Origin of the sequence: Bradyrhizobium tropiciagri (genome assembly GCF_018130545.1) — a bacterium.
In the GTDB taxonomy this organism is placed as follows: Bacteria; Pseudomonadota; Alphaproteobacteria; order Rhizobiales; family Xanthobacteraceae; genus Bradyrhizobium; species Bradyrhizobium tropiciagri_A.
The window spans coordinates 491,826-506,589 of record NZ_JAFCKF010000006.1 but is presented as its reverse complement, the minus strand read 5'-3'; the positions used below and the strand labels follow the sequence as shown (position 1 = coordinate 506,589).

Annotated in this window: 14 protein-coding genes; 10 read left to right on the top strand and 4 right to left on the bottom strand. The window is 65.8% G+C overall.

Going from position 1 to position 14,764, the window contains the following annotated elements:
* The first annotated feature begins 19 nt into the window (after window positions 1-19).
* The 3 genes from JQ616_RS27590 (at window position 20) to JQ616_RS27580 (ending at window position 3,110) form a co-directional block, all read left to right on the top strand.
* Window positions 20-721, top strand: coding sequence for an RluA family pseudouridine synthase (locus tag JQ616_RS27590; protein ID WP_212020001.1), 702 nt, complete (start codon window positions 20-22; stop codon window positions 719-721).
* 107 nt (window positions 722-828) lie between these two features.
* On the top strand, window positions 829-1,968 hold the full coding sequence (locus tag JQ616_RS27585; protein ID WP_212020000.1) for a DUF2336 domain-containing protein: 1,140 nt from the start codon (window positions 829-831) through the stop codon (window positions 1,966-1,968).
* 140 nt (window positions 1,969-2,108) lie between these two features.
* Window positions 2,109-3,110 (top strand): Bug family tripartite tricarboxylate transporter substrate binding protein, encoded by a 1,002-nt coding sequence (locus JQ616_RS27580; protein ID WP_212019998.1) that lies wholly within the window; start codon window positions 2,109-2,111, stop codon window positions 3,108-3,110.
* A 117-nt stretch (window positions 3,111-3,227) separates the two neighbouring features.
* On the opposite strand, the gene mtaB is transcribed toward JQ616_RS27580, so the two are convergent.
* Entirely contained in the window at window positions 3,228-4,511 is a 1,284-nt protein-coding gene (gene mtaB / locus JQ616_RS27575; RefSeq protein ID WP_212019995.1) for a tRNA (N(6)-L-threonylcarbamoyladenosine(37)-C(2))-methylthiotransferase MtaB, read from the bottom strand.
* 17 nt (window positions 4,512-4,528) lie between these two features.
* Window positions 4,529-5,413: a diaminopimelate epimerase gene (gene dapF / locus JQ616_RS27570; RefSeq protein WP_212019993.1), complete on the bottom strand. Its 885-nt coding sequence runs from the start codon at window positions 5,411-5,413 to the stop codon at window positions 4,529-4,531.
* Between the two features lie 183 nt (window positions 5,414-5,596).
* Here dapF and JQ616_RS27565 point away from each other — a divergent pair, with 183 nt between their 5' ends.
* Both JQ616_RS27565 and JQ616_RS27560 read left to right on the top strand, forming a co-directional pair.
* Window positions 5,597-6,307, top strand: a complete 711-nt coding sequence (locus JQ616_RS27565) for a GyrI-like domain-containing protein (protein WP_212019991.1) — start codon at window positions 5,597-5,599, stop codon at window positions 6,305-6,307.
* Between the two features lie 5 nt (window positions 6,308-6,312).
* Entirely contained in the window at window positions 6,313-7,041 is a 729-nt protein-coding gene (locus tag JQ616_RS27560) for an SIMPL domain-containing protein (protein WP_212019989.1), read from the top strand.
* 283 nt (window positions 7,042-7,324) lie between these two features.
* Here the strand turns inward: JQ616_RS27560 and JQ616_RS27555 are convergent, their stop codons facing one another.
* Complete coding sequence (locus tag JQ616_RS27555; RefSeq protein ID WP_212019987.1) at window positions 7,325-8,389, bottom strand: MBL fold metallo-hydrolase; 1,065 nt, start codon at window positions 8,387-8,389, stop codon at window positions 7,325-7,327.
* Window positions 8,390-8,767: 378 nt separating this feature from the next.
* Between JQ616_RS27555 and ffh the strand changes: the two genes are divergently transcribed.
* The 3 genes from ffh (at window position 8,768) to rimM (ending at window position 11,269) form a co-directional block, all read left to right on the top strand.
* A complete protein-coding gene (gene ffh, locus JQ616_RS27550) occupies window positions 8,768-10,312 on the top strand; it encodes a signal recognition particle protein (protein ID WP_212019985.1) in 1,545 nt (514 codons plus the stop codon).
* An 85-nt stretch (window positions 10,313-10,397) separates the two neighbouring features.
* Window positions 10,398-10,730: a 30S ribosomal protein S16 gene (gene rpsP / locus JQ616_RS27545; RefSeq protein ID WP_050424979.1), complete on the top strand. Its 333-nt coding sequence runs from the start codon at window positions 10,398-10,400 to the stop codon at window positions 10,728-10,730.
* A 17-nt stretch (window positions 10,731-10,747) separates the two neighbouring features.
* On the top strand, window positions 10,748-11,269 hold the full coding sequence (rimM, locus tag JQ616_RS27540) for a ribosome maturation factor RimM (protein WP_212019984.1): 522 nt from the start codon (window positions 10,748-10,750) through the stop codon (window positions 11,267-11,269).
* Between the two features lie 13 nt (window positions 11,270-11,282).
* On the opposite strand, the gene gcvA is transcribed toward rimM, so the two are convergent.
* Window positions 11,283-12,194: a transcriptional regulator GcvA gene (gcvA, locus tag JQ616_RS27535; protein ID WP_212019981.1), complete on the bottom strand. Its 912-nt coding sequence runs from the start codon at window positions 12,192-12,194 to the stop codon at window positions 11,283-11,285.
* Between the two features lie 172 nt (window positions 12,195-12,366).
* Between gcvA and JQ616_RS27530 the strand changes: the two genes are divergently transcribed.
* Together JQ616_RS27530 and JQ616_RS27525 are read left to right on the top strand one after the other, a co-directional pair.
* Entirely contained in the window at window positions 12,367-13,575 is a 1,209-nt protein-coding gene (locus JQ616_RS27530; protein ID WP_212019979.1) for an MFS transporter, read from the top strand.
* 98 nt (window positions 13,576-13,673) lie between these two features.
* The gene (locus tag JQ616_RS27525) at window positions 13,674-14,756 is read left to right on the top strand and encodes a quinone oxidoreductase family protein (RefSeq protein WP_212019978.1); all 1,083 of its coding nucleotides are present in this window, start codon (window positions 13,674-13,676) and stop codon (window positions 14,754-14,756) included.
* The last annotated feature ends 8 nt before the right edge of the window (window positions 14,757-14,764 follow it).

Genomic DNA, 14,764 nt, shown 5'->3' with positions numbered 1-14,764 from the left:
AAACGAAAGTCTCGGCGAATTGATCGATGTTCACCAATTGACCGCGGAAGAAATCCTTGCGCGGGTGCTCCATCGCGACGGGCTGATGCTGGTGATCGACAAGCCGGCCGGCCTGCCGGTGCATCGCGGCCCCAAGGGCGGCCCCAATCTGGAGGCCTCGTTCGACGCGCTGCGGTTCGGCCTGCCGCGGCCGCCGGTGCTGGCGCATCGGCTGGACAAGGACACTTCCGGCTGCCTCGTCCTGGGACGCCACCGCAAGGCGACCGCCTCGCTCGGGCTGTTGTTCAAGCACAGCAAGATTGCAAAGACCTACTGGACCGTGGTCGAGGGCGGCCCCACCGAGGACGAAGGCACCATCGACATGGCGCTCGGCCGGCTCAACGCCGAACGCGGCTGGTGGCAGAAGCCCGACCCGGATGGCCAGAAGGCGATCACCAACTGGAAAGTGCTGGGCCGCGGCGATGGCCTCGCCTGGCTCGCGATGGAGCCGGTCACCGGCCGCACCCATCAGCTGCGGGTGCATTCCTCGGCGATGGGCTGGCCGATCGTCGGCGACAATATCTATGGCAACGGTCCGCGCTTCGGCGAGCCGACCCTGCATCTGCATTCCCGCGAGATCGGCATCCCGATTTCCCGCAACAAGGACCCGGTGCATGTCATCGCGCCGGCGCCCGAGCATATGCAGGCGCGGCTCAAGGCCTGCGGCTGGAATGGTGAGTGAACCTCCGTGATTTTACGGACCATTATCCTTTACGGAACATTCAGCCCGATCCGGTAGTCCTGCAGGCGGCTTAGAAAAAGCGCGCCGCGACGGGCTCAGGACGAGCAATGCTGAATGATGGGCTAGCAATTGTCGACGAGGTCGAGGCTGCGATACGCGCCGGCTCCGCCGAGAAATGCATCACCACGGCAAAGCGCGTCACCAGCCTTTTCCTCGCATCCGCCGGCAGCTTCAATAGCGAGCAGGTCGAGCTGTTCGACAACGTGCTCGAGCGCCTGGTGAAGACCATCGAGTTGCGCGCGTTGGCCGACATCAGCGCCCGGATGGCGCTCAGCGACATCAGCGAGCAGCTCGCACCGGTCGCCCAGGCACCGCCCGCGATCATTCGCCGTCTTGCCAGCAATGACGAGATCAGGATCGCGCGGCCGATCCTGCAGGAATCGTCGCGGCTCAGCGCCGACGATCTCGTCGAGATCGCGCAAACCAGGAGCGAGCAGCACCTGCTTGCCGTCGCCGGCCGCTGGTGGCTGAAGGAAGTCGTCACCGACGCGCTGCTGGCCCGTCGTTTCGCCAGCGTCAGTCACCGGCTGGTCAGCAATCCCGGCGCCAAGCTGTCGCCGGGCGGATTTGCCGTCATTCTCGCGCAGGCCGAGCACGACCCGGTGCTCGCGGTGCAGACCGGCATTCGTGCCGACCTGCCCTCCGAGCTCCGTCTTCAGCTGCTGCGCGATGCAACCGAAGAGGTTCGCGGCCGTTTGCTGGAACGCGCCCCGCCCTATCTGTTCGAGGAGATCAGGAGCGCGATCGCCGCGGTCGCCGCCGGTGTCGAGCGCGACATGTCTCATGTCCGCGATTTCACAACGGCGAGGCGCCTCGTTGCAAAGCTCAGGGATAGCGGCGATCTCAACGAGGCCGCCCTGCTCGGCTTCGCCAGGCAGCGGAAGTACGAAGAGACCATCGTTGCGCTGGCGGAGCTTGCGCCATCGAGCATCGAGGTGATCCGCTCCCTGATGCAGAGCCTGCGCAGTGAAGGCCTGCTGGTGCCGTGCCGCGCCGCAGGCCTGAGTTGGGAGACCACCGCCGCGGTGATGGAATGCCGCTACACGACCGGCTCCATGGGACCGGTCGAGCTCGCTCAAGCGAAGAGCCAGTTCATGAAACTGACCCGCGAAAACGCCGATCGCCTGCTGCGGTTCTGGCAGGTTCGCGGCGCACACCCTCCCAAGCCCGGCGGACGCGCGCACTGAGCGCGTCGTGAGCGATGCGCGACTGGTAGAGATTCGGCCTCCCAAACAGCGCGTCCGGACTGTGCTGTCATCGAAAGCTCTCGATCCAGGCCAGACCTGTGATTCGTTGTTGCTGGCTGGGGCAGCCGCACTGTGGTTAAATGAAGCTGCGGCGGATGATCGGGCAGCGTATTCGCATGAAGCGACGGACCTTCATCGCAAACTCAGTCGCGCTGCTGGCCACACCGGGCATCGCGTGGGCGCAGGCTTATCCGGCACGACCGGTGCGCATGATCGTTCCGTTCGGGCCAGGCGGAAATGCCGATGTATTCGGCCGCATCATCGCCCAAAAATTATCGGAGCAGCTCGGGGAGCAGTTCTACGTCGAGAACGTGAACGGCGCCGGCGGCAACATTGGTGTTGGCCGAGCGGCCATGGCGGCGCCCGACGGATATACCGTTCTTGTCACGCCACCCAGCTTCACGATCAATCCCGCATTGCACGACAAGGTCCCCTATGATGCCCGCACGTCCTTTGATGCGGTAACGCTCGCGGTCAGCACGAGTGTCGTGCTCGCGGTCAATCCCTCTGTGCCGGCGCGGACGCTCACGGAGCTGACTGCCCTCATCAAAAGCAATCCCGGCAAATTCAACTACGCAACAGCCGGGGTCGGATCGCCTGGACATATCGTCGGCGAGATGCTGCGCCAGTCGCTTGGCGTCGACCTTGTGCATATTCCTTACAACAGCGCTGCTTTGGCAATCGGCTCGACGGTTGCGGGCCATACGACGATGTGCCTTGCCGCGCCGGCGCCAATTGTGCCGCAGCTCGAGGACGGCAAGCTGCGCGCGCTGGCGGTGGCGTACAGGAGACGGTTGCAGGCCCTCGCCGAGGTGCCGACGACGGCAGAAGCAGGCTATCCGGACATCGAGTTTGATAATTGGTTCGGTGTCTTTGTCCCGGCCGGCACGCATCAGGATATCATCGCGCTCCTCAACCGCGAGATCGTCCAAAGCATGTCATATCCGGACGTGAAGGCGCACTTGCTGACGCTTGGTTTCGAGCCGATCGGGAGCACGCCGGCAGAGTTCAGCAAGCAAGTCGCAATCGAACTTGAAAAATGGGCCAAGGTCGTCCGGGCAGCGAACATCAAGGCTGAGTAAGGGCCCTGGCGCCGGAGTTCTCATGGCCCGGCTGATGGTTCAAAGCCGACATGCGTTGACGTCGGCCCCACGTCCTTTCGACGGCAAGGCAAACCTGGTGATTTTACAAAAGCAGTTCTAGTCAGCGTTGACGCGCACCCCAGCGAGGCGCGCACCGTCATGGCTCATCACGGCGAGCCGCCGCACCGTGCCCGGTACATCACCATCGATCGCGACCGGCAGGAAATGTTCGGTGCGGCCCTGCCTGTCGCTTTCGATCAGCACCTCGCGCGTTGCGCCGATCTCCGCAGTAAGCCGCCGCGTCAGTGCGGCTTCGCCGGCCGCGCGCAGCCGCTTGGCACGCTCCCGGATCGCGCCGCCTGCGACCTGCGGCATCCGTGCAGCGGGTGTGCCCGGACGAGGCGAATAGGGGAACACATGCAGGAAGGTCAGATCGCATTCGTCGACCAGATCGAGCGAGCGCGCAAACATCTCCTCGGTCTCGGTCGGGAAGCCCGCGATGATGTCGGCGCCGAGCGCGATGTCCGGTCGCAGCCGGCGGACCTGCGCGCAGAAATCGATCGCATCCTGCCGCGAGTGCCGGCGCTTCATCCGCTTCAGGATCATGTCGTCGCCTGATTGCAACGACAGATGCAGATGCGGCATCAGCCGTGCGTCGTCGGCGATGACATCGAGCAGATCACGATCGGCCTCGATCGAATCGATCGAGGAGATGCGCAGCCGCTTCAGCTCGGGCACGTGACGCAGGATCTGCCGGGTCAATTGACCGAGCTTGGGCGCGCCGGGCAGATCGGCGCCATAGCTCGTCAGGTCGACGCCGGTCAGCACGATCTCGGCGTGGCCGCGCTCGACCAGCGCGCGGACCTGATCGACCACCGCGCCCATCGGCACCGAGCGCGAATTGCCGCGGCCATAGGGGATGATGCAGAAGGTGCAGCGATGATCGCAGCCGTTCTGTACCTGCACGAACACCCGCGGCAGGCCGCGCGCGTAGCCGTCGAGCAGATGCGGCGCCATCTCCGTCACTGCCATGATGTCGGCGACCGCGACCTTCTCGCTCGCGTCGACGCCAAACGGCGCCGCGAATGCCGCACGCGTCGCACGCCAGGCGTCACCGCGCATCTTCTCGTCATTGCCGACGACGCGATCGACCTCGGCCATGTCGGCGAACACCTGGCTTTGCGTCTGCGCCGCGCACCCGGTGACGACGATGCGCGCCTCAGGGCGTTCGCGCTTCAGCTTGCGGATCGACTGCCGGGCCTGCGCCACCGCCTCGTTGGTGACGGCGCAGCTGTTGATGACGATGGTATCGGAAAGTCCCGCCTGTTCCGCCTCGCGGCGGATCACCTCGGATTCGAATGCGTTGAGGCGGCAGCCAAAGGTGACGACGTCGACGCCCATACCGATCTCACGCCCGATCAGGCGACGCTGGCGAACAGCGCCGGATCGAAGCGGCCCTCATATTCGAAATCGGCGGTGCCGGTCATCAGCACGTGATCGTCGCGCTCGCGCCACTCGATGCCGAGCTTGCCGCCGGGTAGCGTGATCTCGACGATGCGGTTGGCGCGCTTCAGCCGCGCCGCCGCAACCGCCGTCGCGCAGGCCGCCGAGCCGCACGCCCTGGTGAGGCCGGCGCCGCGCTCCCAGGTGCGGATCGTGATGTGGTCGCGATCGACGATATGGGCAAGCGTGATATTGGCGCGTTCCGGGAAGATCGGATGGTTTTCCAGCAATGGCCCGAAACGTTCGAGGTCGTAGGCATTGACGTCATCAACCCAGAACACCGCATGCGGATTGCCCATCGAGACCACCGAGGGCGAATGCAGCACCGGATTGTCGATCGGCCCGACCTGCAGCTCGATGTAGCGGGTGTCGCGAAATTCCTCAGCCAGCGGAATGTCCTGCCAGCCGAACTTCGGCGCGCCCATGTCGACGGTGTAAAGATCGGGCGCCGGCCCCTGCCAGCAATTGAGCAGGCCGGCGCGGGTCTGGAACGTCGCCGTGGTCTGGCCGGTCTTCTCGAAGATCCGCCGCACCACGCAGCGCATGCCGTTGCCGCAGGCCCCGGCCTCCGAGCCGTCATTGTTGTAGATCGTGATATACGCTTCGGTGCCGTCGAGCCGCGGCGGCTGCAGCACCATCAGCTGGTCATAGGGCGCTCCGGCCGGCGACGCCACCGCGCGCGCCTCCTCGGCCGACACCTGTGCCCGACCTTGTGCCTCTGAATCGCGCAGGTCGACGACGACGATCTCGTTGCCGATGCCGTTCATCTTGGCGAATGCGTGATTGGCGAGCGCGCTCATCGATTTTCCCAAATTCTGCCCGGTTATATGGCGAGTGAAGGCCCGTTGGCCAGTCTGTATGGCCCTATGACACATCTGTCATGGGACGAATGCAGAACTCGCGTGTTAGGACTATCGCACCTCGCGGACCGCGCGCCGGGACAGATCGAGCGGCCGTCTGGGGAAGGGGATGGAGAATACCGAATGAACCGCATCAACACGCTTCGCGCCGCCCTGGTCGCGCTGCTCCCTTTGGCCGCGATCGCACTGGCTAGCCCGGCACCGGCCCAGTCGCCATCCGCTTCGCCCGCTCCGGCGGCAAGCCCGAGCCCAACGCCCACCCCTGCGCCATCGGCGACGCCGGTGCCCCCGCCGGCCGAGACCAAGTCGCCGGCCGACAGCCCGGCCGCGTCGCAGTCCCCAACGCCGCCGCCGGCCGCCCCGGTGCAGACCGCCGACCCCTTCGGCGAGCCGTTCACCCTCGAGCCGAAGAAGGTCGTGATGCTGAAGGGCACCGCGAACTGGGATTCGGCCTTCGACGCGCTGATCGAAGCGTTCAAGCAGCTCACCGCGCTGCTCGACAAGGACGGCGTCAAGGCGTCAGGCAATCCGATGATCGTCTACACTTCGACCGACGACACCGGCTTCACCTTCATCGCTGAAGTCCCGGTCGACCAGGACCTGAAGAATCTCGGCAAGAACATGAGCATGGGCAACTCGCCGGACGGCAAGGCGCTGAAGTTCGTCCATCGCGGGTCCTACGACAACATGGACAACACCTATGAGGCGATCACCAATCACCTCGACGACAAGAAGCTCGAAGCCAAGGACACCTTCATCGAGGAATACATCACCGATCCCTTGAAGACCGCCGAAGACAAGCTTGTGATCAACGTCTACGTACCCCTGAAGTGACCCAAATGACCTATCGCCTTCCCCTCGGCTTTCCTTTCGCTGCCACCCTGATCGCAACCACGCTGCTGGCTGCGCCCGCGTTCGCCGACAACGACTTTCCGCCGGCGATTTCGGTCACCGGTGAGGCGACCGTGTCGGCGGCGCCCGACCAGGCACAGCTCGACGCGGGCGTCACCACCGACGCCAAGACGGCGCGCGAAGCCGCCGAAGCCAACAATGTGACGATGGGCAAGGTGCTGGCGGCGCTGAAGGGCGCCGGCATCGCGGAGAAGGATTATCAGACATCGCGGCTGTCGCTTTCGCCGCAGTTCGCCAACCGCACGCCGTCGTCGCCGAATGCCCCGCCCAGCATCGTCGGCTATCACGCCAGCAATCGCGTCACGATCCGGCTGAACGATGTCAGCAAGGTCGCCAGCGTGATCGACGTGCTGGTCGGGGCGGGCGCCAACGACATCGGCGGGATCAATTTCTCGGTGACGCAAGCCTCGAAGCTGCTCGACGACGCCCGCGAAAAGGCTGTCGCCGACGCCCGCCGCAAGGCCGAGATCTACGCCAAGGCCGCCGGTGTCACGCTCGGCGCGCCCTTGAACATCGCGGAAGTCGGCTCAGCGCCGGTGCCGGTGTTCCGCGCCAAGATGGCCACCGCAGGCTTCGCTGCGCCGACGCCAGTTGCGCAGGGCGAGGAAACGCTGACGGTCAATGTCAGCGTCTCCTGGGCAATCAAGGAGAAGTAATCTCCGTCGTCCCTGCGAAAGCAGGGACCCATAACCACAGGATTCCGTAATTCGGACTCGCTGTGGCTACGGCTGATCAAGACAAACGATGACGGTGGTTATGGGTCCCGGGTCGCGCTTCGCTTGCCCGGGACGACAGCTTTTAGATTTCGTAACGTCGTCCCGGCGAAGGCCGGGACCCATTACCACCGAAATCAGTTGCCTTGAGGAGATGGAGCCACAGCGAGTCTTCGCAACGCAATCCTGTGGTTATGGGTCCCGGCCTTCGCCGGGACGACACCTGCTAAATCTCGAAGACCTGTCCCGGCTTCAACGCCACGAACTTCTCGCGCGGCACTTTTGCCGCGTCGAGCGCCTCGCCGAGCGCGATCGCGGGGGCGTCGATCGCCTCGTCGGTTAGTTGGAACGTGCCGTGGTGATGCGCCAGCGCTTGCGCGGCGCCGCAATCGGCCAGCGCCTTCACCGCGTCCTCCGGGTTCATGTGCTGGTCGCGCATGAACCAGCGCGGCTCATAGGCGCCGATCGGCAGGATCGCGAGCCGCAACGGGCCGTGCGCCTCGGCTACCCGGCGGAAATGCCCCCCGTCGCCATAGCCGGAATCGCCGACGATGTAGAGCTTGCCGGCCGGCGTCTCCAACACGAAACTCGCCCACAGCGCCTTGTTGCGATCGAACAGGCCGCGCGCAGACCAGTGCCGCGTCGGCACCAGCGTCACCGCAAGACCGCCTCCGAGCTCGACGCGCTGATGCCAGTCGAACGCCTCGGCTTTGATCGCGGTATCGGCCGCGCGCATCGTGACGTCGTTGCCGAGCGGCGTGATCACGCGCGGCGCAAACGTCGCGGTGAGCTTTGACAGCGTCGCGACGTCGAGATGATCGTAATGGCCGTGCGACACCAGCACGACGTCAATCTTCGGCAGCTTGTCGAATGCGATGCCGGGATCATTGTGCCGCTTCGGACCTGCGAAGCTGAACGGCGAGGCGCGCAGCGACCACACCGGATCGAACAAGATGTTGAGGCCTGCGGTCTGGATCAGCCAGCTGGCATGACCGACGAAACAGAACCGGACCTTGTCGCCATCGACCCGAGGCGGCGGCGTATCGGCATAGGGGCTCGGCGCCCATTCCGGCCACTCGGCACGCTTGCGGCCACCACCGAACTGCCAGCGCAGCACCTCGCCGAGCGATTTCGGCGGCGATCCGTCCGGATCGAAGAAGTGCAGGCCGTCGAAATGATCGGAGACGGGGCCGTCGTAAGTTTTCATGTAAGTCATCCAGATCGAGGGCACCCCGAGCGCCGCGGCGGCTCCGGTCAGGGTTGCAAGAACGCGGCGGCGGGTGATGGGCAAGCGGGTTCCCAAACAGGAGGCAGGCTCCGGTTATATGGGTGACCGCGGCGAATTCGGAACCAGCGCGGCAAATCGACGTAATTTCAATATCTTAGTAATTGGACCAGGCGGCCGGCGGCGAAACTTTCCTTGACTTTGCCGCCCCGGCAGCGTTTAACGCCGCGACTTTCTCGGAAAGCTTCGTCTTTTCGACCCGCCCACTGGTCCTGGAGGCCAGAGGCCAACGCCCGACAGCGCGATGCGCCCTCGGGCGCGAAAGTGTTTGGACCATCGTCTTGGCCCGATGCCAAGGCGGATTATGTGGTCATCACCCGCGTAAGCGGGTCATGACCAGAAACGAGTGACGCGCGCTCACGGGCGCAACGAAGGACAACGGCATTGTTCGACAATCTGTCGGAACGGCTTGGTGGCATTCTCGATCGTCTGACGGGGCGCGGTGCGCTGACCGAAAAGGACGTCGATGCCGCGATGCGCGAGGTGCGCCGCGCGCTGCTCGAGGCCGACGTCGCGCTCGAAGTGGTCCGCAGCTTCATCGACCGGGTCCGCGAGCAGGCGATCGGCGCCACCGTCGTCAAGTCGGTGACCCCCGGCCAGATGGTGGTGAAGATCGTCCATGACGAGCTGGTCGCCACGCTCGGCTCCGACGGCCAGACCATCGACATCAATTCCGTGCCGCCGGTGCCGATCATGATGGTCGGTCTGCAAGGCTCCGGTAAGACCACCACCACCGCCAAGCTCGCGCGCCGCATGGTCCAGCGCGACAAGCGCAAGGTGCTGATGGCCTCGCTCGACGTCTACCGCCCGGCGGCGATGGAGCAGCTCGCGGTGCTCGGCCGTGACCTCGACATTCCGACGCTGCCGATCGTCGCCGGCCAGATGCCGCCGCAGATCGCGCGGCGCGCGCTCGAGGCCGGCAAGCTCGGCGGCTACGACGTCGTGCTCCTCGACACCGCCGGCCGCACCACGCTTGACGAAGACATGATGAAGGAGGCGGCCGAGATCAAAGCCGCCGCCAACCCGCATGAAGTGCTGCTGGTCGCGGACAGCCTCACCGGCCAGGACGCGGTCAACCTCGCGCGCTCGTTCGACGAGCGCGTCGGCCTCACCGGCATCGTGCTGACGCGCGTCGACGGCGATGGCCGTGGTGGCGCCGCGCTGTCGATGCGTGCGGTCACCGGCAAGCCGATCAAGCTGCTCGGCACCGGCGAAAAAACCGACGCGCTGGAAGATTTCCATCCGAACCGGATCGCCGGCCGCATCCTCGGCATGGGCGACGTGGTCTCGCTGGTCGAGAAGGCCGCCGCCAACATCGACGCCGAGAAGGCCGCGCGCACCGCCGAGCGCATGCGCAAGGGTCAGTTCGATCTCAACGACATGCGCGAGCAGCTGCAGCAGATGGCCAATATGGGCGGCATCGGCGGCCTGATGGGCATGATGCCCGGCATCTCCAAGATGAAGAACCAGATCGCGGCAGCGGGGATCGACGACAAGATCATCAAGCGCCAGGTCGCGGTGATCGATTCGATGACGCGGGCCGAGCGCAAAAATCCGGACATCCTGAAGGCGAGCCGCAAGAAGCGCATCGCGGCGGGCGCCGGCCAGAGCGTCGAGCAGGTCAACAAGCTGCTGAAGATGCACCGGAACATGGCCGACATGATGAAGGCCATGGGAAGCGGCAAGCGCGGCCCACTCGCCGGCATCGCGCAGGCGATGGGCTTTGGCGGCGGCATGAAGCCGCCCTCGGCCGAAGAGATGAAGGCGCTCGCCGAGAAGATGCAGGGCGGCGCCGGTGGCCTGCCGAACCTGCCGAAGGATTTGCCCGCAGGGCTCCGCGGCGGCCTGCCGAACGTGCCGGGCCTGACCGGGCTTTCCGGCAAGCCGATGCTGCCGGGCCTCGGCGGCTTCCCGGGCAAGAAGAAATGAGGAATTCGTCGCGACGGCTCAGATGCGGCCGGCGCGACGCGGAATGCCAATCAATCGAACACATCGACCTTTGAAGGAGAACTAAATGTCCGTTGTTATCCGCCTCGCTCGCGCAGGCACCAAGAAGCGTCCGGTCTATCACGTCGTCGTCGCCGACTCGCGCTTCCCGCGCGATGGCCGTTTCATCGAGCGCCTCGGCCACTTCAACCCGCTGCTGCCGAAGGACAACGAGGCCCGCCTCAAGCTCGACATGGACAAGGTGAAGGCCTGGCTCGCCAAGGGCGCGCAGCCGTCGGATCGCGTGACCCGCTTCCTCGACGCCGCCGGCGTCAAGAAGCGCGCGCCGCGCAACAACCCGGAAAAGGCCGTGCCGCGCAAGGAGCGCAAGGCGCAGGCCGAAGCCGCCGCCAAGGCGTAAGCTGAACGGCTGCGGCGGTGGCTGCACCGGTCTGTGTCGCCCGTATCGGCGCTGCGCATGGAGTGCGCGGCGCCGTCCGGCTATGGACCTTCACCGAAGACCCGCTGGCCGTGAAGGACTACGGCCCGCTGCTGACCAAGGACGGCACGCGCCAGTTCGAGGTCACGCATGCGCGTGAGGCCAAGGATCATCTCGTGGTGACGCTGAAGGGCGTCGCCACGCGTGATGATGCCGAGCGTCTCAACGGTCTCGAGCTCTACATTCCGCGCGACCGACTGCCGGACACCGACGACGGCGAATATTACCACACTGACCTGATCGGGCTTGCCGCAGTGACGACATCGGAGCAGCTGCTCGGCAAGGTGATCGCGATCCACAATTTCGGGGCCGGCGACATCATCGAGATCGCCCCGCCGCAGGGCGCGACGATGCTGCTGCCCTTCACCAACGCGGTGGTGCCGACCGTCGATCTCGACGCCGGCCGCGTCGTGATCGAGCTGCCGCAAGAAATCGACGGCGACGATCCGTCGGCCGCCTGATCCGAAGTATTCGTCAGCCTGTCATCCGGCCCTGTTGCTCCAGCCAGTCGCAGAACACCGCGCTGTGCGGATCGTTGCTGCGCCCAGCCGGAAAATACGCGAAGTAACTCCGCGCCGGTAGGCTGACGTCCGGAAACGGCGTCACCAGACGCCCCGCCGCGAGATCATCCGCGATCAGCGCCGTCGGCCCCATCGCCACGCCGAGACCATCGAGTGCAGCCTGGATGGTCAGATAGAAATGATCGAAGGTCAGCGAAGCCTTCGGCTCCAGCGCGGAGTGCCCGGCCTCGGTGAGCCAGTCCCGCCACAGCCGCGGCATCGACGTGACGTGCAGCAGCGTGTGCAGCGACAGGTCTGTGATCTCATGCAGCGGCAGTTGCGCTGCCAGTTGTGGACTGCACACCGGCAGTCTCCGTTCCGACACCAGGAAGCGTGACGAGAAGCCGTGGAAGGTGTCGGGCCCGCCGCGGATCACGACGTCGAACGATTCGGGCAACGCATCCACCGGATCGTTCGACGTGCTCAGGCGCACCTCGATATCGGGATGCTCGGCGCGAAACCGGCTCATCCGCGGCAGCAGCCAGCGCAGGCTGAAGGTCGCGAGCGCATTGACGCGCAGCACCGCCACCGCCGCATCGCTGCGCCGCGCGCGATGCTGCTGTACGGCGGCAGATATCCGGTCGAGCGCCGGCGCGAATTCCGCAAGCAGAGCGGCGCCCGCCGGCGTCAGCACAACACGCCGCACCGATCGCCGGAACAGCGCCGGCGCGCCCAGCCATTCCTCGAGCAGGCGGATCTGCTGACTGACCGCGCCATGGGTGACGCTGAGCTCGGCCGCGGCTTCCTTGAAGCTGCCGAGCCGCGCGGCGGCTTCGAAGGCGCGGACCGCGTTGAGCGGCGGCAGGCTGCGGCGTGGGACGAACATGATCCCCTCGATACCAGATTTTCTAACGCATCATTCGATTATTACTGATTTGTGACAGCGGCTGATTGGGTGCATGTTGCGCAACAACACACTCACATATCTCCATTTTTCGAAAGACCGCTCTGATGAACTGCCGTCCCATCTTTAGATTTTCTCGATTTGGATGGCAGCGATGAGCGTATCGGCGGACGCTGGTATGCCCCGCCCCGATCGTGCCCGGGCGACCCGCACCCTGACGGTGACCGGGCTCAACCACGCCCTGCACGACGGCTACACCGACCTGATCTACGTGCTGCTGCCGATCTGGCAGGCCGAATTCGCGCTGAGCTACGGAATGCTGGCGCTGCTGCGCGGGCTCTATGCCGGCGCCATGGCCGGCTTGCAGATTCCGGTCGGGCGCGTCGCGGAGCGGATCGACGGCAAGATCATCCTGATCGCCGGCACGGCGCTGTCGGCGCTCGGCTATGTGTTCGCCGGATTCTCCGGCGGCGTCATTGGACTTGGCCTGGCGCTCGCGATGTCCGGCGCAGGGTCGAGCACGCAGCATCCGATCGCATCATCGGCAGTGTCGCGCGCCTATGGCGCAGGCGCACGCGGGCCGCTCGGCATCTACAATTTCACCGGCGATCTCGGCAAGGCGGCGATCCCGGCAGCGACCTCGATCCTGCTCGTGATCATGTCATGGCGTCACACGCTGCTGGTGATCGCCTTGGCCGGCCTGCTGGTCGCGATCTGCATCGCGCTCTGGATGCCCTCGGTCGGCAAGGGCGCAGAACACGCAGAGCACAAGGCCGCCGCATCGCGCCACGACGGCACCGGCAGCGGCTTTCCCTGGCTGCTCGCAATCGGCGTTCTCGACACCGCGGTCAGGATGGGCTTTCTCACCTTCCTGCCGTTCCTGTTGCGCGACAAGGGTGCCGCACTGCCGACCAACGGCCTCGCGCTGGCGCTGGTCTTCATCGGCGGCGCCGCGGGGAAATTCACCTGTGGCTGGCTCGGCGCGCGCGTCGGCACGCTGCGCACGGTGCTGATCACCGAAGGCGGAACGGCCGCGCTGATCGTTGCAGTGCTGGTGTTGCCGCTGGCGCCGGCGATCGTGCTGCTGCCGCTGCTCGGCGTGATGCTCAACGGCACCTCCTCGGTGCTCTATGGCACGGTGCCCGAGCTGACGCCCGCGCATCAGACCGAGCGCGCGTTCGCGCTGTTCTATACCGGCACCATCGGATCGGGCGCGATCGCGCCTGTCATCTACGGCCTGCTCGGCGATGCGCTCGGCCCGACGCTTGCTACCACGGCGACCGCACTCACGGCGCTGGCGATCTGTCCGCTTGCGATGGTCCTCGCGCGGCATCTCGCCGACCAGAGCCGCGGCAACGCCTGACGCCGTTGCCGCAAGTTTCATCAGCGCTCTGGTGCGGCGACGACCGCGCAATACATAATCCGTTGCGTCGATGAGGACGGCCAACGGAAAGCACAACAATGACAAGCACGCACAAGGCCTGGCGGCTGCACGCCCACAATGATCTTCGCTTCGAGGAAATCGCAACGCCCAAGCCCGCGCCTGATGGCGTCGTGGTGCGGATCGAGGCCGGCATGGTGCTGTCCTATACCAACAAGCTGCTCTCGGGCGCGCTGCCCTACAGCCTGCCGCCGATGCCGTTCGTGCCGGGCACCAACGCGATCGCGCGCGTCGTCGCCACCGGTGACAACGTCATGCATGTGCAAAGCGGCGACCGCGTATTCCTCAGCCCGCATCTGCGCGGCGATGTGCCGGATCGCGATCCGCCGCAGATCCTGATCGGCCTCACCGCCACGGTGACGACGCCCGAGGCGCTGGCGTTGCAGGCGCGCTGGCGCGACGGCGTGTTCGCGGAGATCGCGCATTGGCCGGCGGCCTGCGTCACGCCGCTTGCCAATCTCGACGACAGACCGGCAACCGAGCTGATCGGGCTCGCCAAACTGATCGTGCCGTTCGGCGGCTTGCAGCGCACCGGCCTGCGCGGCGGCCAAACCATCATCGTCAACGGCGCGACCGGCTATTTCGGCTCGGGCGGCGTGATGCTCGCGGTCGCGATGGGGGCCGGCCGCGTCGTCGCCGTCGGACGCAAGGAGGCCGCGCTCGCGCAATTGCGTGATGCATTCGGCCCACGCGTCATTCCTGCTGTCGTCACCGGCGATGCCGCAGCCGACCTTCAGATCATCCGCCGCGCCGCCGGCGGCAGCGCCGATGTCGCGCTTGATCTGCTCGGCGCCGCCAGGAGCACGTCGACCACGCTGTCGTCGCTGCGCGCGCTCCGGCGCGGCGGCCGGATGGTGCTGATGGGCAGCGCCGAGGTGCCACTCGAGCTCTCGTTCCGCGAGATGCTGGCCAATGACTGGGAGGTGGTCGGCCAGTTCATGTATGACCGCACGGCGCCGGGCCAGCTCGCCGGCCTCGCGGCAGAAGGCCTGCTGGATCTGCGCCGGATCAACGTCGCGGCCTTTGCGCTCGCCGACTTCCGCCGCGCCGTGGACGCCGCCGCAATGATGCAGAGCCTCGACCTCACGGCCGTGGTGCCGTAACCAGAGGC